The organism is Trinickia acidisoli, assembly GCF_017315725.1.
GTDB classification, from domain to species: Bacteria; Pseudomonadota; Gammaproteobacteria; order Burkholderiales; family Burkholderiaceae; genus Trinickia; species Trinickia acidisoli.
In genome coordinates, this window is record NZ_JAFLRG010000002.1 from 1,264,174 (window position 1) to 1,287,130 (window position 22,957).

Sequence of the window (22,957 nt, forward strand, 5' to 3'; positions counted from 1 at the left end):
GCGCGGTGCCCGCGCTTAGCGGCCGCGATTCATTCGCTGTCGCTGAGAAACTCGTCGACGTGGCGATTGAACGCGCTCGGATGCGCGAGGTTCATGCCATGCGACGCACCGCGTATCGTATGGCGCCGCACGTCCGGCAGCCAGCCTTCGAGCATGTCGACGTTGCGCCGGAACAGATCCGGGCTCTTTTCTCCGTCGATCAGCATCGTAGGGCACCGCAAGCTCCAGGCGGCCTCGCGCGTGTAGGCGGGCAACGGGTCCTGAAACTGCAACGGCAATGTCAGCGCGTTGTCGAGCGCCATCGTCCGAAACGCTTGCGTGCTCTTCGCCCACGAACCGACGCGGCTCACCGAGTCGACGAATAATTGCAACCCGGCCTCCGGATCGCCCCGCTCCACCCACTGCGCGGCCCGCGCGCGAAGCGGATTGACGGTATCGGGCAGCACGGCGCGCGCCTGCCCCAGCGACGACAACGGACCGCCTGGATCGGCAAGCGTCAGCGTACGCAAGTGCTGGGGATGTCGGACCGCGAATTGGAACGCCACGGCGCCGCCGCGCGAATGCGCCACGACGTGCGCGGGGCCGCCGTCGAGCTTTTCCAGAAATTGGGCGATTTCGTCGGCATGCTTGCTCCAACTGAACGGCACCGTACGCGGCAAGCCGGCCAGCGGCCAATAGTGAGTCAAGCTCACGGCGACGCAGCGGTAACGCGCGGACAAACCGGCAAGCTGCGGTTGCCAATATCGATAGTCGCAAAGCGAGCCGTGCACGAACAGCACGAGCGGACCGTCACCGCGCTCGATGTAAGGCATTCGTAACTCGCCATCGAGATCGACGAAGCGAACGGCGTCGTCCGGGGCGACCGCGGCTCGGCGAGAGGCGGCGACCGGACCTGCCAACGGTTCGACCTCGCTCATGCGTCGAAACGCAGTTCGGCGTCCACCGACTGGCCCACGGCTAGCGTGTCGCCGGCACCGCCGATGACGATTGCGTTCTGTCCAAAGGTGACCGCACCGTCGACTCGGCTGTCGGAACGGTAGGGGCTCATCGTATCGGTGGGCTCGTTCGGCCAGCGCGGATCGGGCGCGCCGCGTGCTTGATCGATGGTCGGCATCGGGCAGCGCGTACAAGGCTTGACGATGCGCAGTTCGACGTTGCCATCGGCGGCCTCGACGCGCAGCGCATCCGTGTAATCCTCCTCGTAAGCTTCGATACCGGCCAGAACCAGATTCGGTCTGAAACGGTTCATCGGAATCGGATCGATCCCTTTACCGGTCAAGCGCGCATTGAGATCGCCGAGCGAAGCTTCGCCGAGCACGAGCAGCGGATAGCCATCGGCAAAGCGTACCTTCGCCTCGACGTCGCCCGTCCACGTGCGGCTCGCGGTACGCTCGAAACCGGGATTGAAGCGCACGAGGCGCACCGAGGCTCCCAGGAAATCCGAAAACCAGCGCGCGGCTTCGTCTCCCGCATCGAGCGCGGGCACGGTGTCACGCCAAACCGTCGCGGCCACGGTGGGCGCGCCGGCCAACGCGGCGGCCTCCACCGGCAGCGTCAACGTTGCCATGCCGGGCGCGCGCACTTCGAGCTCGTTGCCGAAAAGGGCCGGCTGAACGCGTGCAAGCGTTGCGTGGGTACGTTGGGTGACGAAGCATCCGTGCGCATCGATCACCATCCAGTTGCGATCGTGTTCGAGGCCGTACGGGGTCAGGCGAACGGCGTCGCGCGAGATGCCGCCGCACGATTTGATGGGGTAGATGTGGAGTTGACTGATGGAGGGCATGGACGGCCGACGCTTTTGACGCGGATAACCAAACCGGAATGGTAACACCGCGCCGGCGCGCTCGTGGCCCGGCGATGCGCGTTGCGTATGGCTGCGCTACTGAAGGAACGAGGCTGAGTCGACGCACTCGGCGGCCGCACCGGCCCCGCGGACGGCACACGTCAACGGCTCGTTCGCCACGCGCACGGTAAGGCCCGTCTCCTCGACGAGCCGTTGATCCAGATTCGCCAGCAGCGCGCCGCCGCCCGTCAGCACGATCCCGCTGTCGGCAATGTCGGTGACAAGCTCGGGCGGTGCGTTTTCGAGCGCATTCTTCACGGCGCCGATGACGGTCTTGAGCGGCGCGGCCAGTGCTTCGGCGACGTCGTAGTTCGACAGTTCGATCGTCCGGGGCAAGCCGTCGGCCAGGCTGCGGCCGACCGCGCGCATCCGCTGGTGCGGCCCGTTCGCGGTTGCCGTGCCGATCGTTTTTTTGATGACTTCGGCGGTTTGGTCCCCGAGGATGACCCCGTAGGTACTGCGCACGTGGCCGATGATCGCCGCGTCGAACTGGTCGCCGCCGACGCGCACCGACGTTTGATAGGCGACCCCGCCGAGCGAGACGACACCGACTTCGGTCGTGCCGCCGCCGATATCGACGACCATCGAGCCACGCGCCTCGGCAACCGGCAAGCCCGCCCCCACCGCGGCGGCGAGCGATTCCCCGATCAACGTCACCCGGGCTGCGCCGGCCGCCAGCGCAGCCTCGCGGATCGCACGCCGTTCCACGGCGGTCGCATTGGAGGGTACGCAGATCGTGAACTCGGCGCGGCGCCCAAATAGCGAGCGCAGTTGAGCCATGTCGACGAATTCGCGGAACATGTGCTCGGCCGCGGAAAAATTGGCGATGACGCCGTGCCGCATCGGCCGGACGGCTTCGACGTTGATAGGGGAACGCCCAATCAGTTGTTTGGCTTGATCGCCGACGGCCGTCACCCGGCCCTTCCCCGCATCGGTCGCCTTTTGAAAGCAGACGACCGACGGCTGGTTCAGCACGATGCCCTTTCCGCGCGTGTAGATGAGGGTGTTCGCCGTGCCGAGATCGACCGCCACGCCTTGTGGGAACAGTCGATTGAAGAATGCATGATGCGACATCGTTGACTCTCTCATGGATGACAACAACGCATGCGTCCCGTGGCAACGGGCGAGGCGCCCGTTGGGCTCATTGCGGACAGCGCGGTCGGGCCGATGACCCCATTACGGCAGCGTTTCGCGCAACTTTAGGGGTCGGTTGCCCTTTTCTCGTTGTGCATCGCGGCAGAATATGATCGGCCGATCGATTCCCCTCGCGCATTCGTCGATCCTGCACGGACATGCATTCTTTGCGACGGAACGCGCGTGACGCGGCTACGCGTGGCATCCTTCTCGCTGGCACCCGTTCCCGTTCCGCTGGGCTCTTCCATTCTCTTCATGCGCACCACGATTCGTCGGCTGCTTCTGTTGTTTTGCGCGCTGCGCTACGGCGCGCGACTGCTGTGGGCCGCGGCACCGCAAAAGCACAAACTGCACTGGATCGCGAGCCTGGCAGCGCGCCTTCATACGTCCTCGGGCGCACGAGACGCGCTGCATCGAGCCCTCCCGCAATTGGGGCCGCTCGCCAGCGCCTTAGCGGCGCAATCCATGCAGAATCCGGAGGCGCTTGCCCGGTCGCTGCACGATGCATTCGCCCTGTTGGCCCGCACCGAGACCGCGCTCGCGGCGCCGCTTCCGCCGCAAGAGGCCGTCCTCGCCTTGCATGCCGCCCTGGGGCGCACGCACGAATCCGCGTTCGCGTCGATCGACTCGGTTGCGCTCGAAAGCAGCATCGCCGAGCAAGTTCACGCCGCGCGGCTGCGCGTGCCGGAAAGCACGACACGGCGCGAAGGCGGCTACGTCGACGTCGTCGTCAAGCTGCTGCGGGTCAAGGAAGTCCAACAGATCGGCGACGACATCGCCGTGCTGGGCTGGGTGGCGCGCGTGCTCGAACGCTGCCTGCCCAAGGCGCGCGAGTTGCGGTTGCGCGCGTTGGTGCAAGCGCTCGCGGCCGAAGTGCAGCGACGTTTCGATCTGCGAGCGGAAGCGTCGAATTTGTCGCAGACGGGGCAGCACTTCAGCGAAGACGCGCGCGTCGTCGTCCCCGAGGTGGTGTGGGCACTGAGCACCGATCAGGCACTCGTCATCGAGCGCATCGACACGCTCGGCGTGACCGACCTCGAAGGGCTGCGCCGGCACGGCGTCGACCTGGAAGCATTGGCCGAGCGCATCGTCGAAGTCGTCGTCGAGCAAGCATTCACGCACGGTTTCTTTCATGCGGCGCTGGATGCCGAGCGTCTACGTGTCAGCATCGAGCCTCGAACCCTCGGCCGGCTCGTGTTCGGCGACTGCAAGATCATGACGACCCTGACAGAAGCTGAACGCGAATTCTTCGTCCACGGAGCCAGTGCGTTGTTCGAGCAAAATTATGGACGACTCGCGACCATGCATCGCGAGGTGGGCCACGTCGCCACGAATACCCGCGACGAGGTGCTCGAGGCGGAGTTGCGCATGCGCGCCGAACCCCACTTCGCAGCACCGAGCGACCAGCGCTCCCCCGGCGCGCTGCTGCAGCACATGCTCAGCGCGGTCGAACCGTTCGACGGCAAGATTTCACCCACGCTCGAACTCGCTCATCAGGCCTTGGTTCGAGCAGAATCGCTCGCTCGCACCTTGGCGCCGACCATCGACATCTGGAGCGTCGTCAAAGGCACGCTGAAAGCGCTGGCACGCGAAGACGTGGGCCACCGCGGCTGGATCAAGCGGCTCGCGCGCGAATTGCCGCACCTGGCGGTCATGCCGCGCTTACCCACCCTCGTCATGCAACGGCTACAGCATGCCTATGACGTGCACGAGCGGCGCGATTCGATCGCATGGGCCGCCGAGCTGCGCAGCGAGCAGCGACGGACACGACGTCTGCTTTGGACCTGCGCCGTCGGCGGAGCGTTGCTTGGCGCAAGTGCGATCTGGCTCGCGCTACAGCCGTAGATAGGCCGCAGGCGTGCCGTCGCGCCTTCAGTCATGGCGCTGCCGGCCAGGGGTCGGCGCCGCGGTGCAGCATAGCGCTGGCGTCAATGGGTGTCGACCCAGTTGAGCAGCACCTGCGGAACCATTCCGGCAGCCACTACGATTTGCGGATTGACTCGTCGCAGCAAGCCGCCGGCGACCAGTTTCGGCTGCGTGATATCGGACTGCTCTACCTCCGCGCCCCTCGACGGCGGGCTGAGCCACGTCAATCCGTTACGACGCACCCTCTCGCCCAGACCATGATTGCGCGCATATTCGTCCTCGTACGCGTGCCGGAAACCCCGCGCGAACGTCGCGTCGGAGAAGACCATCCCCGAGAGCAACACGGCCGATATCGGATCGCCCGACACCGCGGCCCCTACCGCCGCCAGCGCATTGGCCACACCGAACGGCGCCGACGCCACACTGGCACCGAGCATCTGGAACTCGGTCAGGCGCCGATCGAGCGGCAGCCTGAACGCCCGTCCGCCATCCGGGCGAATCAGCGGGTGGGTCAAGTCCTGGCCCTGCAACGCTTTGCGCAGCGCCGATTGCTGATCGTTGCCCGGCTGGAAGTCGCGCAACGGCTCGCCGTCAGCGGGCACGGTCGGATCCAAATTGCGCTTGGCGCCGATCCTGCGGAGGGTGTTCTCCAGCCGCGAGCCACCGTTGCCGAGCAAATGGACAGGAACGAACGCCAGCGTGGAAAGGTCTCCTACCCACGTAGCCGCCTCGTGCAATGAACTGACCGGGTCGGTCAACAGGACGTCCGGTGCGAGCCAGATGCTGGCTCCCGCAATATCGCTCGGCCCATAGCTCAGTCCCCACAGGACCCGTCGCGCGCGTTCGATCACGCTATTGGGCGAAAACATGCGGCTGTTCGCGAGTTCGTCGAGCCGTTGATAGGCATCGACATCCTCGGGCAAGGCACGCAGCGTATCCGCGAGCAACTGCATCTCGGCGCGGTCCTCTCGCGTGAACCCGCGCAGGAAGCCGCGCACTCCGCCGGTACGGCGCTGCAACCGATCGAGTGCGGGGCTCGGCGTCACCGGCGACGTGTTCGGCTCCGCCGCCTCATCGCCGGCTGGCGAAGCGGTCGGCTGCAACGGCGTTTTGCGTTCCAACCGTTCCCCGCGCTCGGCCGCCACGACATCGACGAGATTCGCCAAGCGAATCTCCATGACAGCCTTTTGCGCATTGATCCACGCACGCACACCGAACATCGTGCGCCCCGTTTTCGTCATCATTTCGATCGTGTCGACATGCGACAAGCCTAGGCCATGCCGCATGCTCAGATAGGTGGCGACGGCGGTGCCGGTGATCTTGCCGAGACTGCCTACCGCGGCAAGCCGCTTGTAGCGCACGGGCATGCCGGTAACAGGCGGCGGCCCGTACAGTTCGCCCGGCTCGACCCGATACTTGGCCGAAGGGTTTGCTACCGTCTCGTGGTAAAGATTGCCGTGCTCGTCGACGACCATCGCGGCTCGTTCGATCAACTCGCTGGGAATCACGTTCCTGCGAATCTGCGCCCGCATCTCCTTCGCCGGCGCGACGAGCCGGAACATGCTGATGTCTGCGTCGGGATTGCTTTGCAACAGTTCGATCGCATATTCCTTCGCGCTTTCAAGCGTCGTGAACACACGCGTGCTCGAATCCAGTCGCAGATCCTGGCCGTTTGCACCGATCGTTTGATGCGGCATTTGGCTGGGTGAGACGGCATAACGCACCGTATCGCGCCTCGGGCCACTGGCGAAGCGATGCCCTTCGCGCCGCTGCTTCGGTGTGAGCGCGCCAAAGCGAGTCTTCAATGGCGTGTGATCGGACACGAACCGTGGGCCTGCCCGAAAGGCCGCCATACCTTCCGCGTCGTGATCGGATGTCTCGAACGGCTGCGTCCCGGCGCCGCGCCGCGCGTCGCGAACGCGTGCGGGGAGCGATTCGAGCGCACCGTCCTCAGGTCCCACGTGCGCGGTTTGCGGCGTGGCGGGCGGCTGTGGCACGCCGACGGCCAATCGCGCCTCGGACGACGCGTGCGGCGGAATATCGGCCCGGTGGACCCTGACGTCCGGGCGCGGCCTGTTGGCCTCGTCGCCGAGCAGCAAGGCCGGCAACGGACTTCCCGGCTCGACCGACACTCGGGTATTGAACAGCGCGTTGAGGAACTTGACTGCGCGAGGATCGGTTCCCGGCGCCACCTCGATCACTTCGTAGTTCCGCTCCGCGTTCCATTGCGCCTGATTGCCCGGCGGCTGCTCGCCGAATTCGACCTCGCGATGCGGCTGCGCATCGCCGAACGAGCGTTTCAGCAGCGCGCGCCGAAGCATGACTTCGGTGTCGTTCAACGTGACCTCGACTTTGCGTTCGGGATCGATCGGCTCGAGCACGCGGGGATCGTAGTACCCCACTTCGACGGCTGCACCCTGGATCGGTGCGGGCCTACCCGTCCTCTCCACGAACCGCGAGATCGCTTCTTCGAGCTTGACGGTGCTGCGCTTGTGCGCACCGTGCACTGCTTCCTCGTTCCTCAACCCGAACGCGGCCGCGTACTCGCCATTGGTCAGCACGCCAGCCAGGAATTCGACGATCGACTCGCTGTTCCAGTCGGCGATGTCTTCATAGCGAATGCTGCGCTCTGCCGGTGTGTTGAAAGGGCTCCGGTCGGGGTACGACAGCACATCGATCTTCACAAGGCTCGGGTTCGGCCCGAGATGGCTCAGGAAATCCACCGTCTGAGCCACGCGCAATTCACCGAACCGTGCCGCGTCCAGGTCTTCTTTCCCGGTCGCGGCCATCGTGGGGCGCTGAACGCCCGTTTTGCTCGTGAACACCGTGCCGCCATTGGAGGACGTAATGCAAACCAGATGAACCTCGATGCCGAGCCTGAGCATCGTCTCGATCGCCTTCGCATAAATCGTCTCGTCATCCGGGTGCGCATGCACGAGCAGCACTTTTTTGAACGACTTTCCCGGCAGATGCTCGTCCAGCAACGCCTGAACCGCGGGATGAACGGCGGATTCGTTTGCGTCGTGCGCTTGCGGGCCAGGCAGCGGCAGATGCGCCTTCGGAACCCAAAGTCCCGACGGACGCAATGCGAGATCACGCTGCGCCAACGCATCCGGCTGCACCAGACGCGCAGTCGATGCCTTGAATCGCGTATCGCTCGATGCTGCATCGCTCGACGGCGATCCTGGCCTCAGTGACACGGCTCTAGTGCCGGCCGTGCGAGTGGGCGCGGCCCGCAACGCCTCCGGAATGGGGCGACGCGCGAGGCCTCGCGCGCTCGAATCGACTCTCGCTTCCGAGTCACCGGAAGCCGAAGCAAAACCATCGCCCGGCGCAACACGGGGCGTCCTGCGAGCGGCGGCGGTCAGGCCGTCCAGCACGCTACCGCTGCTCGGCGGGGTAGTCGCGGGTTGCACTGCGATTGCGCTTCGGGGCGCAACGTGGAGTTCATGAATGGATACGGCATCCCCACGCTCGATACGATCGCCCATCGGTCCCTCGGTCGGAATTGAATTGCATTGCGTTGCATCTAACGCTCAATTCTGAGAACCGTAAGAAACCGTGTCCTCCAAGCAATGCTGCTTAGCAATCAACGAGAACCTGAGACTCCTTGCGGGACAGAGCCGCGCGCGGCGACACACGCTGCTCGCGAGCGCTCGTCACTTCGCTGTGTAGGTCACGACTTCGCTATCGAATCGAATGCGTGCGGCAATGGGCTCGCCGCGGGACACGAGCGAACTCAGTCCGCCGTGTCTTCGTTACCTCGCATCCGCGCGCGAATCGCCGGCCGCGGCTGCGGCGACCACGACGGCCGCACCTTCGCCCCCGAATCGATGACGACCAAGTAGCGACCCGCCCACGGCGTGACCGCGCGATCTGGATGAAGCACCCAGAGCGAGATGCCCGCATCGGCCATGGCCTGATAATCGGCATCGAGAATGCCGTGGTGGTCTAGAAAGCGATCGAGCGAACCGGGGATACGCACACAACCCTTCGAGTGGCGAATGCCGAGCAGTGGCTCGAGCTTGTCCGGGTCGGTCGCATGCATTTGAAAGCGCATCGACGAAATCCCGCCCTTGCCCCATCCGCGCTGCGCGTCGATCCACCCGAAATCGAAAATCCTCATGTCGCGCGCGCCATAGCCACGAATGCGGTTCTCATTGAGCGTCCCCTCGGCGCGAAAGTCCATGTTCTGGGGCGTGTGCTCGAAGACGCCGAGCGGCGTGATGAAATGGTCGTAGCGGCCCGGCCAGCCTGTGGACACCGGCGAAGCGCCGATCAGGGTCCAGGGGCCGGCCGGATCGCCGCGGAAATAGATGAACAACGCTTGGACATTCGGATTGCGATCAACGAGCACGACGTATTGCCGAGCCAACGCATCGAGCCCCTTCGCAGCCAAGGCCGCCTGCAGGCGTTGCGCATAGGCGCGTTGATATGCGAGCGGTACGGTCAAGCGTCGAGTCACATCGCGTTTGAATTGGTTGCCGAGTTTGAGCGCATCGCGGGGGTCGAGATGCGCAGCGACATCGGCGGCTTGCTTGGCGGCCGTCGCTACCGATGCGGATGCAGCGGCTGCGGCGGAAGCGGCCGACGCGGCTGAAACAGCCGATGCCGCAGATTCCGTCGCTGCGGCCGACGCAGCGGGCGCAGTCCCTATTGCCGCGGCCGAAGCCGATGAACCCGGCGCGGTCGGCTCCGCACCTGCACTCCGCGCTGGCGATGAAGCACCCGAAGCCGCCGAGGCGCCGATGGCTGGCGCAGCCGTAGCAATCGTCGAGCATGCGGCGGCAGCCCAACAAGCCAAGCGCACGAGCTGTACCGCCCTGCCCCAAAAAACGTCGATTCGTCGAATCAATTTGGAATTGATTTGCTGTCGCTTATCGGATGCTGTGTTGCCATGATGGGTGGAAATTTTTGCTTCGCTCATCAACTAGTCGCCGTAGAAAGTGCTTGCCTAATTGCGTTGAAGCAAAACCCGCGCCTATGCCACGCAGAACGAGAGGCCCACGTATCCCGCGCACAACGAAAAGCGGCAGCGCCGCTCGACACTGCCGCCCATTTGAGAGGCGCTGCTGCCTTCCGGCCGAATGCTGCCGTTTATGCCCGACGCCGCTGCTGCAGGACCCGCACGCGCGCCATGGCCGGCTCGTCGGCGTTCACGGTGTCGTACATCTTCGCGAGATCGGCTTTGAGCGCCGTGCGCGAGCCACCGTCCAGATACACCATATGCCCGGACGGGTAGAACCGCGCCGACAAGTTGTTACGCACGCTTTGTTCGATCAGCGGCATTTGCTGCAGATCGAGGACGGTTTGATAAAACGGCGTGACGAAATCGTAGAAGCCGTTGGCCGACAGCACCTTCAAATCGACGTTCAGCGCCATCACGGCGGCCAAGTCGCCCGCCGTATACAAAATAATGTTCCCCTGCGCGTCCTTTCCCTTTTGGGCTCCTGTCGGGTCGATGTGGCTGAAGTCCCAGTTCTGGAAAGCCTGATCGTTCAAATCGGTAAACGACGACGTCGACGTGTATTTCAACTGCTCGTTCAGATACTCGTTCCACATCGTCGTATAAACGCCCGTCACGGCCGTCATCGTCGGATCGTTGCCGCCGGAGTTCGGATCGATTTGTCCTGCGATGCCCGTATCGATTGCGGTGACGCGCCCGTCGTAGGACCCGAGCGCGACCCCTTTCGATTTCAGCAGCGTCGTCAAGAACAGCGAATTCCCACGGCTGTCGTAGCCGGCAATATCGAGACTCCACGCGAGCAGCGTCGTTTTATCGATACCCGTGTATTGCGACAGTTTCTCGACCACCGCGTCGTCTGTTTGGGGAAACTTGCGCAGCGCGGCGAGGTAATCGGTGCGGGCGAACTGCGCGACTTCTTCGACGAACGCACCGAGATCGGTCGGCGTCGGCGCAATGCCGAGCCGCTTGTGATACCAGGCATCCGCCGCGGCCGTCGGCAAAGCCCCGACGGGGTTTCCGGATTGGGTGTAATCGAGAATCGACGATTGCAACGTGACGCCGTTCAAGTCGATGCCGTCTTCATGAAGCATATAGGCCAGCACGCAACTGCGCGCCGTTCCATACGATTCACCGAATAAGTATTTCGGCGAATTCCAGCGGTCGTTCTTCGTCAAGAAGCGCTTGATGAACTGCTTGATCGAGCGTGCGTCCTGATCGACGCCCCAGAAATCGCGGTTCTTGTTCGGCGAAATCGCCGCCGAATAGCCGGTTCCGACGGGATTGAGGAAAACGAGATCGCTTTTATCGAGCAGGCTGTCGGGGTTGTCCTCCATCGCATACGGCGCGGGCGGCGTAAAGCCGGGCATCGCCGTCTTGATCCGCTTCGGCGCGAACGAGCCGAGCAGCACGAAGACCGACGACGAGCCGGGACCGCCGTTATAGAAGAACGTGACGGGCCGCGCCGCTTCCTTCTGGTTGTCCTCGGTGAATGCGACATAAAACATCTTCGCATTCGGCTTCGAACTCGATTCGTCCACCGTGACGAGATGACCGGCAGTGGCCGTGTAGTCGATCTTTCGGCCGCCGATCGTGATCGTGTGGTGCGTCACGGCTGCGCTCTCGCTCGCGTCCGTCACGAAATCGTCGGGCCCGTTTCCGTACGCGACGTCGTCGTGAAACGGTTGATCGTCCTGCCGGTGAAGGAACACGTGCGGCATCGAGGCCCTGCCCGGCGACGGCGCATGAGCGTTGTGAGTCGATTGCGGGCTGCCGGTATCGGAATTCATCGTAATCGCTCCATTGGTTATGGCCGGCGCACGGGTCCTAGCGCATACGCCGCCTGCATTGACGAACTGCTGCTGCCTGGCCGGTGCTCCATCCGGAGCGCACCGGCATTGACCCATTTCCGTTCGAAGTGCCGAATTGAATCGCCCAAAAGTGCCGAAGTGCTATTGCGATGAACCAAGCACGTTCCGAGGCCCCGCGGGGATCGCCGCGCCGGGAACGCCCAACGCCGCGGAAATACTGCGGCCGTTCGGGCTTCCCAGCCCCGTGCAGGCATCCCATCCGGGCGCGGCCGCATAGGTGCCGTTGTTGCCCGCAGTGATGTCATTGAATGCGTTCGACGACTGATAGAGCTTTTGATTCAAAAAACCCGCGCTCTTGCCCGACAGCGCGTTGATGCGTGCAACGAGGCTCGCAAAAAGCGGGGCGACGGCGCTCGTCCCCCCGACCGGCACCGTCTGCCCGTCGATGAGCACTTCGTAGCCCGAGGCCGGCGAGGCGTCGGCCGCTACGTCGGGCACGCCGCGGTGGCCGAGCGGCAGCGGCTCGGCGCCGACGCGAGCCGCCTTCAACCCTTCCTGCCAAGCGGGCAGCGCGAACCGGGTGCTGACGCCGCCGCCCGTCGCTCCATCGCTCGCCCCGTCGTTCCACACCACTTCGCTCTCGATCGACGAAGCGCCGGCCTTGACCGCGATGTGCGTACCGCCGCACGCCAGCACATAGGGGCTCGACGCCGGAAAATCGACTTGATCGCTGCCGTCCGACGCGCCGTCGCCCGAGCCGCTATCGCCCGCCGCCGCGCATATCGTCACGCCGAGCGCTACGGCCGACTGGAGCGCATCGCCGAAACTGGAGACGGCCTGGTCCGTCCATGAACTCTCCGGGCCGCCCCAACTGATCGACAGGACCGACGGCTGGTTCGCGGAGTCGTGCAGCGCTTGAGAAACGGCGTCGATAAAGCCCGCATCGCTATTCGGCGCGAAATAGACGGCAATCTTCGCTTTCGGCGCAATGGCGCCGACGATTTCGATGTCGAGGGTGACTTCTCCGTCAGGCCCCCCCGCGTCGCCGGTCGGGCTGTTGCCGGTACCGTCGACGGGCACCGAGACGACTTGCGGCGCCGGCACCCCGAGGCCGCCGAAGTAGGCAGACAGATCCGACGTCTCATAACCGCCGCCCAATTCGATCAAGCCGATGCACTGGCCCGCGCCGTCGCCGTCGGGAAAGTCGTACAGCCCCGCCACTTGCAGCGGCGTAAACGCATGCGTCGCAGCGCGAGCCGTAATAGGCCCTGGCTCCCTGCGTAGCCGGAAATGCGGGCGTGCTTGTGGACGATTGTCGAGGCCCAGCACGGCCGTCACGACCTCGGCGATTTCGCTCGGAATCGTGACAGGGCCGCTCCGGCCGCGAAACCGGCCAAGCGTCGGGTGCTCGTAGTGTGAGAGTTCGACGCCGAACGCCGCTTGGAAATGCTCGACGGTACCGGCCAGCACCACCTTGGCCGCGCTGAAATCCCGCCGCTCGACGCTCAGCTCGTATTCGCGCGCGAATACATCGAGCTTGGCGACGTCTTCGGGTGCAACAGCAAAGCGCTGCGCGAAAGCCTCTCGCGAGAGCGGTTCAACCGCCTCCCCGCAGGCAATCCGATGCGCTAGATCCTCGAGTTCGCGCGCGCCGCGCCGGCGCAGGATGACGACGACGCGTAGGGTTTCGTTCGGGTCGATCGGCCCGAGGCATGTTGAATCCTCGACGGCTGCACGCTCGCTGCCTGCGAGCCGCTGTCTCGCTTTGGTCATGTATGACTCTCCTCACGCAGTGGATACGCGGAAAGCTCCGACACCCGCCTGTGCCGCACAGTTCCTTCGCTTTGCGGCTTTGCAGCCACGCTGCGGCAAAACGACGAACGCCGCGAGCGAGACCAAGCGGCATTCGTCGGACGACTGCTCAAAGTGTAGTGCATCGCCGACCATGCGCGGAGCCGGCAACGGAAACGTTAGCTGTCCGGCCTAGGCGGAGCCGCAAAGCGGCCAGCGTCGCCGCGCATGCCGATGCACGATCTGCAAACCTGCTCGCATCGGCATATCATGGCCCGCGCAGCGGTGTGCGAGTCGGCAACGCGCTGCCGGGCCCGCCGCTCGCGACCCGACCGTCGGAAAGCATCAAGTACTCAAGTACAAAAGGAAAAACGCAACATGTCCCTGTCTATTTACGAAACTTCAGTGCCCGTGTTCGCCCGCGGGCTCACGAATCTGCGCGCCGTACTGCAAAAAGCGCACGACCATGCGCTGACGAAACACTTCGAGCCGTCGATTCTGCTGTCGAGCCGGCTCTATCCCGACATGCACCCACTGACCAAGCAAGTGCAGATCGCATCGGACGCGGCGAAGTTTTGCATCGCACGATTGGCCGGCGTCGAGCCGCCCAAGTTTGACGACGTCGAGACGACGTTCGACGAGTTGTATGCGCGCATCGACAAGACTCTCGCCTACCTGCAAGGCTTCGATGCGGCGAAATTGGAAGGCAGCGAATCGCGCACGGTGACGCTCACCGTGCCGAGCGGCAAGCACGAATTCGTCGGTCAGGTCTATCTGCTTCACTTCGCGCTGCCGAACTTCTTCTTCCACGTGACGACGGCCTACGCCATCTTGCGCCACAACGGCATCGAGCTCGGCAAGTTCGATTACTTGGGGCGCGTCTAGCAGCTCGAAGCCGGATCGGCACCTCGTGGAAGGCGGTTGCCCGGCAACCGCCTTTAATCGAGCGACAGACGCAGCGCGAAACCGATCAAAGCGGCGGAGAAAGTCCAACGCTGCAGCGTTTGCGCAAGCGGATACTTGTGCAGCACGGTCGCGATGCGCGCGGCGCCGACCGCATAGAGCGTATCGAACAACGCTCCGACGAGCAGCAGGATGACGCCGAGTTCCGTCACCTGAAGGGCCACGGGACCGGCGGCCGGCCGGATGAACTGCGGCAACAGCACCGAGCAGAACAGCAGTGCCTTGGGGTTGAGCAAGTTCGTCAAAAGGCCTTTGACGAACGCTTGCCGCAGTTCCCCGCCTTCGTGCGCCGGCCCGGTAACCGCGCTTTCGGGCTGCAGAGCGAAAACAGGCGAGCGGAATATTTGAATGGCGATATAGGCAAGGTAGGCCGCGCCGCCGTAGCGCACGATCTCGTACAGCCACGGCGCGGCTTTGAGCAGGGCCGCCACGCCGCATGCGGAAAGCGTCACGTGCGTCGCGCGCGACACGGCAAGGCCGCCCGCGGCAGTCAGCCCTTTGCGCGTGCCCCGGGCAATGCTGGTTTGCAGGATCAACGCCATGTCGGGGCCGGGAATCGCATAGACGACGATGAGCGCTACGATGAATGCAATGAGCAAGTCGGCGGAAATCACGGCAACCTCGATATCGTTTCGTATTTCGGAAACGATATTCTGCCGCTAGATCCGGAGCGATTTTCAGCCAATCGCGTTTTCCGTCAATCAAAAGATGGTGGATTTCGCCAAAATAAAACAATTCTGCAAGACCTTCCACCAACTCTCAATTACCCGGCAGCGCTTCAATGAGCTTGGCCATCCGATCTCAGCGTATCGGCGCACCGCAAAACTGCCGGCGCCGGGTCTTCGCGCTGCGGCGCTTCGCCCCCGCTCTCATTGATTCTCGGCGCCCATTTCCGCTGTAGCAGCACCACGGTGCTGGTCGCCCCGAGCATCAGAAACACGAAAATCGCGAGCATGGGCAGCGTATAGCTGTGTCCTAGATGGAGCAGCCAGCCCGACAGACTGGCAGACACGCCGCCCGCAAGGCTGGTCGCCACCTGCTGCAGGCCAGTGTTCAAGCCGACCGCTTGCTTCGGGATCAGGGTGAGCTTGACGAGGGCCAGGTTGTTCGCCGTCGCGAGGCCCAGCAGCGAGAGCGAAACCACGTTCCAAAACAACGCCATCTGCGGCGAGGGTGCATAAGCGCCAAGCAAGACGGTCGTGCCGCCGATAAAGCCAGCCACGATAAAGCATTTACGCACCAGCACGGCATCACGGCCACGCGCGATCAGCCGATCCGCCACCCATCCGGCGAGCGCCGCCACGATCGCGATGCCCGCGAAGCTGAAGAAGGTAAACAGCCCCGATTGCTTCAGCGAAAGACCGCGCTGTTCGACCAGATAGGCCGGCATCCAGGTCATGCAATAGAACGCGAAATAGCTGTAGCAAAAATTCGTGATCAAACCGCCCCATACCACCGGGCTTGCCAAGAGATTGGCAAGCGGTACCGAGGCCGCTCGTTGTTTAGCGGCCGCGAGTTCGGATTTCGACGGTAAATCGTTGTCGAGCATCAGCAACCAGGGCAACAACCAGACGAGCGCGACGAGGCCCGTGGCGATGAACATCGCATTCCATGAAAACGCGACGATCAGCCACGCTGCGATCGGTGCGCCAAGCGCGGGCCCCATCTTGCCGCCGATCGAATAGATCCCGAGGGCGGTACCCCTGCGGGCCTCCTCGAAGTTATTGGCGAGATAACGATAAGTAGCGGGTACCACCACCGCTTCCGCGGCACCGATCAGCAGACGCACGACGATGAGTGCGGAAAGCGTGCCGACCATGCCCGTGGCCGCGGCGGCGAGGCACCACAGGAAGAAGCACACTGCGTAGGGCCATTTCACGCCATAGCGATCCACGAGCCAGCCCATCGCGATCTGCAGGACCCCGTAGGACCAGAACACGGCCGAACCGAGCCAGCCGCGCTCGACATGCGTCAGTGCGAATTCCCGCACGAACCGATGGTCCGCAAACGCGGAGGCCATGCTCGAGCGGTCCATCCATGCAATCATCAGTCCGAGCGCCAGCAGTACGACGATGCCCCAGCGATTCTCGGGCCGCGCTCTTTTCCGTCGAGTCGCCTCTTCCAATTCGTTTTAGCCGAGGCTACCAGTCACGTCGTCGAACAACTCATCGACGGAAAGCCGGCGCGGAATGATTTTCTGATCGAGCGCCCAGTCGATCGCCAATTGGATTCCCTTGCGATTCGCCTCCATCCCGATCGGCGGAAACACCGCGGGCACACCCTCGGCCTGCGCACGGCTTTCGACGATCATTCGATAGAGTTCGCGAACGACGTCGGGACGCGTCTTCGAAATGCTTTCGTGCACGACGAACATATGGTTGATCGGCACGACGCCTTCGCGCGCGAACCACGCTTTCGCCGCGTTCTGCGCATCGGGCACGAGCGTGCGCACGCGCGGATCCTTGGGCATGTCTTCACCAAGCAATGCCGCGGCCAGTTCGCCGTCGAGCATCATCTGCGGAATCGACGAGCCCTTGGGCAAGCGCTCGCAGTTCTGCGGGTCGTTGTACTCGGCCAGATGTCCGTCGCCGAGCGTCATCCACGTGACCTTGTCCAGATCGACGCCGTATTCGTGACGCAAGATGCCGCGTATCCAGAGTGCGGTCGTCTGCGTATAAGTGCGCACGCCAACTTTCTTACCCTCGATGTCCTTCGGATCGAGATGACCGAAGTCGATGTTGAAGCCCGCGCAGTGATGCTGGAATCGCCCCGAGATCGGTGTCGGCAGCAACACGTACGGCTTGCCGTATGCCTTGGCCTGCAAGAACGTGACGATCGCGAGTTCGCCCGCGTCGAACTGGTTCTCGCGCACCATCGCCTTGAAGCCGTTGTGCGCCGGCGTCGGCCCGCAGAAGTCGAGCGTGACGAGGTCCGAGCTCACCCGTCCGTCCCGCATTGCTTTCGTCACCGCGTATTCAGACAGATTGGTGCGCAGCGTCGGCACCCCGGTCAGCGTCGTTGTCATGGATGTCATTCCTTGGCTTGAATCTCGTGAATCGAATTACAAACGGACTTCGATCAAACGCGGGCCGCGCTCGCGCGTCGAATCGACCATGGCTTTGTAGAACGCCTCGGCCGTATCGACAGCCACGGCTTCCACGCCCATGCTTTTCGCCATCGAAAGCCAATCGATGCGCGGGCGATCGATGTCGATCATCGACAGCGCGCGTTCGCCGGGCGTGCCCGCGCCCATGTTGGCGTACTCAGCCTTGAGAATTGCGTAGCTGTTGTTGGCGAAGATGATCGTCGTGACGTTCAAGCTCTCGCGCGCCTGAGTCCATAACGACTGGATCGTGTACATCGCGCTGCCGTCGCCGACCATGCAGAACACGCGCCGATCCGGGCACGCGAGCGCCGCGCCCGTCGCCACGGGCGTCGCATAGCCGATCGAGCCGCCCATGTTGTTGATGAGGTCGTGCGGCGCGGCGCCCATGGTCACGCCCATGGACTCGCGGCCCGTCGTCAGCGATTCGTCCACGAGAATGCAGTGCTCGGGCAGGGCCGCGGCCAACGCCTGCGCAATGCTCGTCGGGTTGAGCGCGCCGCTCGGCGCCGGCGTTTCGATGCGCGGCTGCACGAGCGCTGCGGTGCCGGCCGCGCCCAGTGCCTGCAGCAGCATGTCGAACGCGAGTTCGCTGTCCTCGTCGGCCTCGACGAGCGCATGCACCAGCGTACCCTCGGGCTTGAGCAAACTCGGTTTGTCCGGGTAGGCGAAGAAGGCCACGGGCTCCTTCGTCTCGACCGTGACGATGTGCTTGAAATCCTCGAGGAAAGCCGTAGCTTGCGCCACCGCGTAGGGAATGCGTTCGATCGGTACGCGCCCGGCGCCACGCTCGATGCGCGCGGTGAAGAACTGCGAGCCGAGCCGCGCGCCCGTGGCGGCGGCCACACGGCCCGCCTTTTCGAGTGCAGCGCCGCGCGTGGCTCGGTTGGCCAGAACGATCAGCGTCGGCTCGCCCGAGCGCAGCACCTGCGCGATGTGCTCGATGCGCGCAGCGCTCGGCGTCTTGCGCTTGACCGCAACGGGCGGCGGCAACAATCGGCTCTCGCCAGCCTGCTGCCAGGAGGTGTCGCCCGGCAAGATCAAGGTGGCGATCTGCCCCGGATGCTCGCTGGCCTTGGCCACGGCTTGCGCGGTGTCCCAGGCGATCGTGTTCGATGACTCGGCGCGGCGCACCCAGTGGCTGAGCGGCCGCGCGAGCCCCTCGATGTCCGAGGTCAGCGGCGGATCGTACTTGAGGTGCGACACCGAATGCTCGCCGACGACATTGACCATTCCCGACGACGCACGCTTGGCGTTGTGAATGTTGGCGAGCCCGTTGGCCAAGCCCGGCCCGAGGTGCAGCAGCGTCGAGGCCGGCGTCTCTTTCATCCGGTACCAGCCGTCGGCCGCACCCGTCGCCACACCTTCGAACAGGCACAGCACGCTGCGCATCTTCGCGTTGTCGCCCAGCGCCGCGAGAAAATGCATCTCCGACGTGCCGGGATTCGCGAAGCAAATGTCCACGCCCTGATCGACGAGGGTCGCGACGAGACTTTCGGCGCCGTTCATCAGTACCCCGCCATGTCGCGGGCGAGACCGACCACGCCGTAGGTGCGCTGCGGCGCCGACAACATCAAGCGGTAGCCCTCTTCGGTCAAACGGCGATGGTTCTTGGCCGTGACGTGCGGATTGCCGACGACGACGTTGTGCTTGCGGCAGGTCTCCACGATGCGACGCATCGCGTCGACGACTTCCGGGTGCTCGTATTGGCGTGCGAAGCCCAGCTCCTGGCTGAGATCGCCCTCGCCGATCAGGATGAAACCGATGCCGGGCACGTTGGCGAGGATGTCGTCCAGATTCTCGATGGCCTGCGTGCTCTCGCACATGAGGCCGACGAGAATTTCGCCTTGCGGCACCAGCGGCCAGACATCGGCCTTCGCGTAGTACTCGGCCATGCTCAAGCCCCAGTAGCGTGCGGCGTTCGCCGGGCCGTCGCCGCGCACGCCTTTCGGCTCGTACAGCGGAGCGTTCTTCGGGCGAGCGTAACGACAGGACGCAACGGCGTTGTAAGCCTGTTCGACAGTCGCCACGTGCGGCCAAATCACGCCATAGGCGCCGCGATCGAGCACCTGCTTGGCAAAACTCTGATTCATTTCGACGCCGTTGGCCGGAATGCGTGCGAGCGGCGTCACTTTGGGCGCGACCGACCCGGACTCGGCGATCTGCTTGCGGCTCAGCATGTACTGCAGCGCATCGCCGAGCGCGCTCACGTCGTAGGGGTTGTGCTCCATCTCGAAGACGATGCCGTCATAGGGCGAATCGCTCATCTCGATGGCAGTCTGCTTGTCGAGCTTGGAGAAGGCGGCGTGCGCGACCTTCCCCGATTCGAAAGCGCGGATGATGCTGTTCAGGCGGGTAGTGGACATGTGGATCTCTCTTTCTCGCTGCGCGGCGCCGGTTCACCCGGCGACATACGCGATTGGCACGATTCGAGCCTCAGCTCAATGTCGGGTACAACGTCTGCGCGGTCTTGCCGAAGATCCATGCGCGGTCTTCCTCGTCGAGGCAAGCGAGGCCCTGCTCGGCCGTCGCCAAGATCTCTTGGAGCGCACCCGGCGAGGTCGGGAAGTTCGAGCCCCAGGCCATGCGCTGCGCGCCGAATGCTTCGACGACGCGCGGGAAGAATGTCTCGGCGCTGGCCTTTTCCTTCTTCACGTCGCCGAAGATGCGCGGCGTGAGCTTCAGATAGATGTTCGGCAAGTCGGCCAACGCGAACAGGCCGGCGGCATTCGCGTAGGGCGCGCCGTCGAGCACGTCCGGGCGGCCAAGATGGTCGAGGACGATGTTCACCGTCGAGAACTTCTCGGCCAGCATGCGCACCTGCGGCAGGCCGATCGGGCCGGTCTGGATGCACATGGGCAGCTTCAGTTCCGCCAGCATTTCCCAGGCCTTGAACGATTTGGGGTTGTCGAGTTCGCTGGGATCGAAATCCTTGGTCGAGCCGCCCGTGAAGATTCGCAGCCCGACGAGGCCCTTGTCCGCCCAAGCCTTGATCACTGCGGGCACATCGTCGGCCAGCATGTCCACCGAACCCACGGCCGCAAGACGATCCTTGTACCGGTTGCAGCCGTCCACCACGTAGCTGTTGTCGAACCCGTAAGTCGTCGAGGAGTGCACGACGGCAGCCTTGGCGACGCCGGCTTCGTCCATCGCCCGGATCAGCGCCTCGACCGTGTTGGGCCGCTCCTGCGACCAATCCGAGCGCTTGCCGAACAGCGGCGCCGGCGGGTAACGCTTGTCATCGTCCGAGATGATGTGAGGATGAATGTCGATGATGTTCATGGCGTATTGCTTAAAGGCCCTTGGCCTTGAGGAACTTATCCAGACGCGGATAAACGCGGCGAGCGTTGCCCTCGAAAATGGCGTGCCGGTCGGCGTCGCTGAGCGCCGCACAGCCGTCGACGTAACGCTTCGTGTCGTCGAAGTACTCGCCGGTGTTCGGATCGCGGCCACGCACGGCGCCGATCATCTCGGAGCCGAACAACACGTTGCTCGTCGGCACGACCTTGGTCAGCAGCTCCACGCCCGGTTGGTGGTACACGCAGGTGTCGAAGAAGATGTTGTTCAGCAGGCCCTCGAGCGGGCGCTTGGCGATCTCCAGCGACATGCCGCGGTAGCGTCCCCAGTGGTAAGGCACCGCACCGCCGCCGTGCGGAATGACCAAGCGCAGCGTCGGGAAATCCTTGAAGACGTCGCCTTGCAGCAATTGCATGAAAACCGACGTATCGGCGTTCAGGTAATGCGCCCCGGTGCCGTGGTGGCAAGCGTTGCACGAAGCTGCGACGTGGATCATGGCGGGCACGTCGAGGTCACACAGCGCCTCGTAGAGCGGATACCACTCGCGGTCCGTCATCGGCTTGCCGGTCCAGTGCCCGCCGCTCGGGTCGGGATTCACGTTGCAGCCGACGAAGCCCATTTCCTCGATGCAGCGCCGCAATTCGGGAATCGAGTTCTTGGGCGGCACCAGCGGCGATTGCGGCAACTGGCAAACCGGCACGAAGTTGTCCGGATAGATGTCGCAAACGCGGCGCACGAGATCGTTCGACACTTCCGCCCACTCGAGGCTCGTGCGCTCGTTGCCGAGGTGGTGACTCATCAGCCCCGCGATCGGCGAGAACAACGTCAGGTCGCCGCCGCGCTCTTTCTGCAGACGCAACTGGCCGTTGCCGACACCCTCGCGGATTTCGTCGTCGCTGACGTATGCGCCGGAGAGCGGGGGCGCGTTCGCCGGGTCGTTGGCGGCCGCAATCTGTTTGGCGCGCCAATCACGGAACGAAGCGGGAACGGTCGTGAAGTGACCGTGGCAATCGATGATCATCTTCTACTTCCTTTCGTAGCTCAAACGCGGGGATCGACGAACAGCTCGCTCATGGACATGCGCCGCGGCGTCAGGCCCTGCTTGAAGGCGGTCGCTTCGAGCGCCTCGATGGTCTTGCGGTTTTCCTCGATGCCGTACGGCAGCGGATCGTAGCCGACGATCTCGCGCAGCTTGAGGTACTTCTTGTCGCCTTTCTCCGTCGCTTGACCGGCGTCGAGCTTGGCCAGCCATTGCTTCTTCGCCGTATCGAAAGCGTCGTAGATCGACTTGGCGATCCACGGATGCTCGGCCAACACCGAATCCTTGACGACGATGGTGCCGTGCATCGGATAGACACCGGTGCGCGCGTAGTACTCGGCTTCCAGTTCGGTTGCGTTCGGGAACAGATCGGGATAGTCGGCCTCGACCTCCTTCCAACCGCCCGTCGGTGCGCCGGTGCGCCCGATGCCTGCGTTGGCGCCGAAGCCCGCCGCCAGTTCGCCCTTCGCCATCATGTCCGCCAGCGAGCTGTCGGCCGGCGCGTGAACGACGTTCGACGGCAGCTTCAGTTGCGTGACGTGTTCCTCGTCATCCACGACCCAGGTCACCTTCGACGAATCGAGACCGAACTCGTCGATCAGCACTTGACGCGTCCATACGCCCGTCGTAACCGAATAGGCACGCACGCCGACTTTCTTGCCCTCGAGATCCTTAGGAGTCCTAATACCCGCATCCGGACGCACGAGCAGTCCAGAGTGGTGAAAACGGCGCACGACGAAAATCGGCAGCCCGACGAACGGTGCGCCATAAGCGCGAGCGATGATGTAAGTCGTCGGCGCCAGTTCGCAGACATCGAACTCGACGTCGCGAACCATGCGGCGGAAAGCGCCGATCTGGGGCTTGACCGTGACGAACTCGGCGTCGACGCCTTCGATGGGAATGGAACCGTCGCGAATACCCGACGTTTGCGGATGCTCGGCGATCGCGATCTTGAGCGGGACTTTTTTGGTCAACTTAGCCTCCTATTGGACGAGCCGCCTTATCGATATGACGCCCATCGCTGCCTTATGGCAAGGTGGGCAAGTCACGCGGCTACTCAGGTGATTTCGTTGACCACATGATCTTTCCGGGCTGGATTCGCGTCCATTGAATTAAGCCGCAATGGGCTTAACCGATTGGTAAAGCC

Annotated in this window: 17 protein-coding genes; 2 read left to right on the forward strand and 15 right to left on the reverse strand. The window is 63.8% G+C overall.

Annotated elements, in window-relative coordinates; genetic code table 11:
* Positions 1-29 precede the first annotated feature (29 nt).
* From J3485_RS24075 to J3485_RS24085, 3 genes are all read right to left on the reverse strand, one after another.
* A complete protein-coding gene (locus J3485_RS24075; RefSeq protein WP_206958340.1) occupies positions 30-812 on the reverse strand; it encodes an alpha/beta fold hydrolase in 783 nt (260 codons plus the stop codon).
* Between the two features lie 101 nt (positions 813-913).
* Positions 914-1,783 (reverse strand): MOSC domain-containing protein, encoded by an 870-nt coding sequence (locus J3485_RS24080; RefSeq protein ID WP_206956842.1) that lies wholly within the window; start codon positions 1,781-1,783, stop codon positions 914-916.
* Between the two features lie 96 nt (positions 1,784-1,879).
* On the reverse strand, positions 1,880-2,917 hold the full coding sequence (locus tag J3485_RS24085) for a rod shape-determining protein (RefSeq protein ID WP_206956843.1): 1,038 nt from the start codon (positions 2,915-2,917) through the stop codon (positions 1,880-1,882).
* Between the two features lie 315 nt (positions 2,918-3,232).
* Between J3485_RS24085 and J3485_RS24090 the strand changes: the two genes are divergently transcribed.
* Positions 3,233-4,822 (forward strand): ABC1 kinase family protein, encoded by a 1,590-nt coding sequence (locus tag J3485_RS24090; protein WP_206958342.1) that lies wholly within the window; start codon positions 3,233-3,235, stop codon positions 4,820-4,822.
* Between the two features lie 83 nt (positions 4,823-4,905).
* Here J3485_RS24090 and J3485_RS24095 read toward each other — a convergent pair whose 3' ends face one another.
* From J3485_RS24095 to J3485_RS24110, 4 genes are all read right to left on the reverse strand, one after another.
* Positions 4,906-8,043 (reverse strand): PIG-L family deacetylase, encoded by a 3,138-nt coding sequence (locus J3485_RS24095; RefSeq protein ID WP_206956844.1) that lies wholly within the window; start codon positions 8,041-8,043, stop codon positions 4,906-4,908.
* A 539-nt stretch (positions 8,044-8,582) separates the two neighbouring features.
* The gene (locus tag J3485_RS24100) at positions 8,583-9,308 is read right to left on the reverse strand and encodes a hypothetical protein (protein ID WP_309477077.1); all 726 of its coding nucleotides are present in this window, start codon (positions 9,306-9,308) and stop codon (positions 8,583-8,585) included.
* Between the two features lie 632 nt (positions 9,309-9,940).
* Positions 9,941-11,596: a S10 family peptidase gene (locus J3485_RS24105; RefSeq protein WP_206956845.1), complete on the reverse strand. Its 1,656-nt coding sequence runs from the start codon at positions 11,594-11,596 to the stop codon at positions 9,941-9,943.
* 162 nt (positions 11,597-11,758) lie between these two features.
* Positions 11,759-13,390, reverse strand: a complete 1,632-nt coding sequence (locus J3485_RS24110; protein WP_206956846.1) for a S53 family peptidase — start codon at positions 13,388-13,390, stop codon at positions 11,759-11,761.
* Positions 13,391-13,786: 396 nt separating this feature from the next.
* Here J3485_RS24110 and J3485_RS24115 point away from each other — a divergent pair, with 396 nt between their 5' ends.
* Positions 13,787-14,293, forward strand: a complete 507-nt coding sequence (locus J3485_RS24115) for a DUF1993 domain-containing protein (protein WP_206956847.1) — start codon at positions 13,787-13,789, stop codon at positions 14,291-14,293.
* A 53-nt stretch (positions 14,294-14,346) separates the two neighbouring features.
* Here J3485_RS24115 and J3485_RS24120 read toward each other — a convergent pair whose 3' ends face one another.
* The 8 genes from J3485_RS24120 to J3485_RS24155 form a co-directional block, all read right to left on the reverse strand.
* The gene (locus J3485_RS24120; protein ID WP_206956848.1) at positions 14,347-14,985 is read right to left on the reverse strand and encodes a LysE family translocator; all 639 of its coding nucleotides are present in this window, start codon (positions 14,983-14,985) and stop codon (positions 14,347-14,349) included.
* Positions 14,986-15,149: 164 nt separating this feature from the next.
* Positions 15,150-16,496, reverse strand: coding sequence for an MFS transporter (locus J3485_RS24125; protein WP_277991645.1), 1,347 nt, complete (start codon positions 16,494-16,496; stop codon positions 15,150-15,152).
* A 6-nt stretch (positions 16,497-16,502) separates the two neighbouring features.
* Positions 16,503-17,396: a substrate-binding domain-containing protein gene (locus tag J3485_RS24130; RefSeq protein WP_206956849.1), complete on the reverse strand. Its 894-nt coding sequence runs from the start codon at positions 17,394-17,396 to the stop codon at positions 16,503-16,505.
* Between the two features lie 36 nt (positions 17,397-17,432).
* Positions 17,433-18,983 (reverse strand): acetolactate synthase large subunit, encoded by a 1,551-nt coding sequence (locus J3485_RS24135; RefSeq protein ID WP_206955378.1) that lies wholly within the window; start codon positions 18,981-18,983, stop codon positions 17,433-17,435.
* Positions 18,983-19,840 carry an HpcH/HpaI aldolase family protein gene (locus J3485_RS24140; RefSeq protein ID WP_206956850.1) on the reverse strand — a complete coding sequence of 286 codons (858 nt, stop codon included), beginning with the start codon at positions 19,838-19,840 and terminating at the stop codon, positions 18,983-18,985. The genes J3485_RS24135 and J3485_RS24140 overlap by 1 nt, the downstream gene beginning before the upstream one ends.
* A 70-nt stretch (positions 19,841-19,910) precedes the next feature.
* Positions 19,911-20,756: an amidohydrolase family protein gene (locus tag J3485_RS24145; protein WP_206956851.1), complete on the reverse strand. Its 846-nt coding sequence runs from the start codon at positions 20,754-20,756 to the stop codon at positions 19,911-19,913.
* 10 nt (positions 20,757-20,766) lie between these two features.
* Entirely contained in the window at positions 20,767-21,792 is a 1,026-nt protein-coding gene (locus tag J3485_RS24150; protein ID WP_206956852.1) for an amidohydrolase family protein, read from the reverse strand.
* Between the two features lie 20 nt (positions 21,793-21,812).
* A complete protein-coding gene (locus J3485_RS24155) occupies positions 21,813-22,784 on the reverse strand; it encodes an ABC transporter substrate-binding protein (protein ID WP_206956853.1) in 972 nt (323 codons plus the stop codon).
* Positions 22,785-22,957: the final 173 nt, after the last annotated feature.

What these genes read in the sequence shown, in the direction of transcription:
- J3485_RS24085 (WP_206956843.1), bottom strand. Translation starts at nt 2,917, where the DNA reads ATGTCGCATCATGCATTCTTCAATCGACTGTTCCCACAAGGCGTGGCG.
- J3485_RS24130 (WP_206956849.1), bottom strand. Translation starts at nt 17,396, where the DNA reads ATGACAACGACGCTGACCGGGGTGCCGACGCTGCGCACCAATCTGTCT.
- J3485_RS24075 (WP_206958340.1), bottom strand. Translation starts at nt 812, where the DNA reads ATGCCTTACATCGAGCGCGGTGACGGTCCGCTCGTGCTGTTCGTGCAC.
- J3485_RS24105 (WP_206956845.1), bottom strand. Translation starts at nt 11,596, where the DNA reads ATGAATTCCGATACCGGCAGCCCGCAATCGACTCACAACGCTCATGCG.
- J3485_RS24140 (WP_206956850.1), bottom strand. Translation starts at nt 19,840, where the DNA reads ATGTCCACTACCCGCCTGAACAGCATCATCCGCGCTTTCGAATCGGGG.
- J3485_RS24145 (WP_206956851.1), bottom strand. Translation starts at nt 20,756, where the DNA reads ATGAACATCATCGACATTCATCCTCACATCATCTCGGACGATGACAAG.
- J3485_RS24135 (WP_206955378.1), bottom strand. Translation starts at nt 18,983, where the DNA reads ATGAACGGCGCCGAAAGTCTCGTCGCGACCCTCGTCGATCAGGGCGTG.
- J3485_RS24110 (WP_206956846.1), bottom strand. Translation starts at nt 13,390, where the DNA reads ATGACCAAAGCGAGACAGCGGCTCGCAGGCAGCGAGCGTGCAGCCGTC.
- J3485_RS24080 (WP_206956842.1), bottom strand. Translation starts at nt 1,783, where the DNA reads ATGCCCTCCATCAGTCAACTCCACATCTACCCCATCAAATCGTGCGGC.
- J3485_RS24115 (WP_206956847.1), top strand. Translation starts at nt 13,787, where the DNA reads ATGTCCCTGTCTATTTACGAAACTTCAGTGCCCGTGTTCGCCCGCGGG.
- J3485_RS24090 (WP_206958342.1), top strand. Translation starts at nt 3,233, where the DNA reads ATGCGCACCACGATTCGTCGGCTGCTTCTGTTGTTTTGCGCGCTGCGC.
- J3485_RS24150 (WP_206956852.1), bottom strand. Translation starts at nt 21,792, where the DNA reads ATGATCATCGATTGCCACGGTCACTTCACGACCGTTCCCGCTTCGTTC.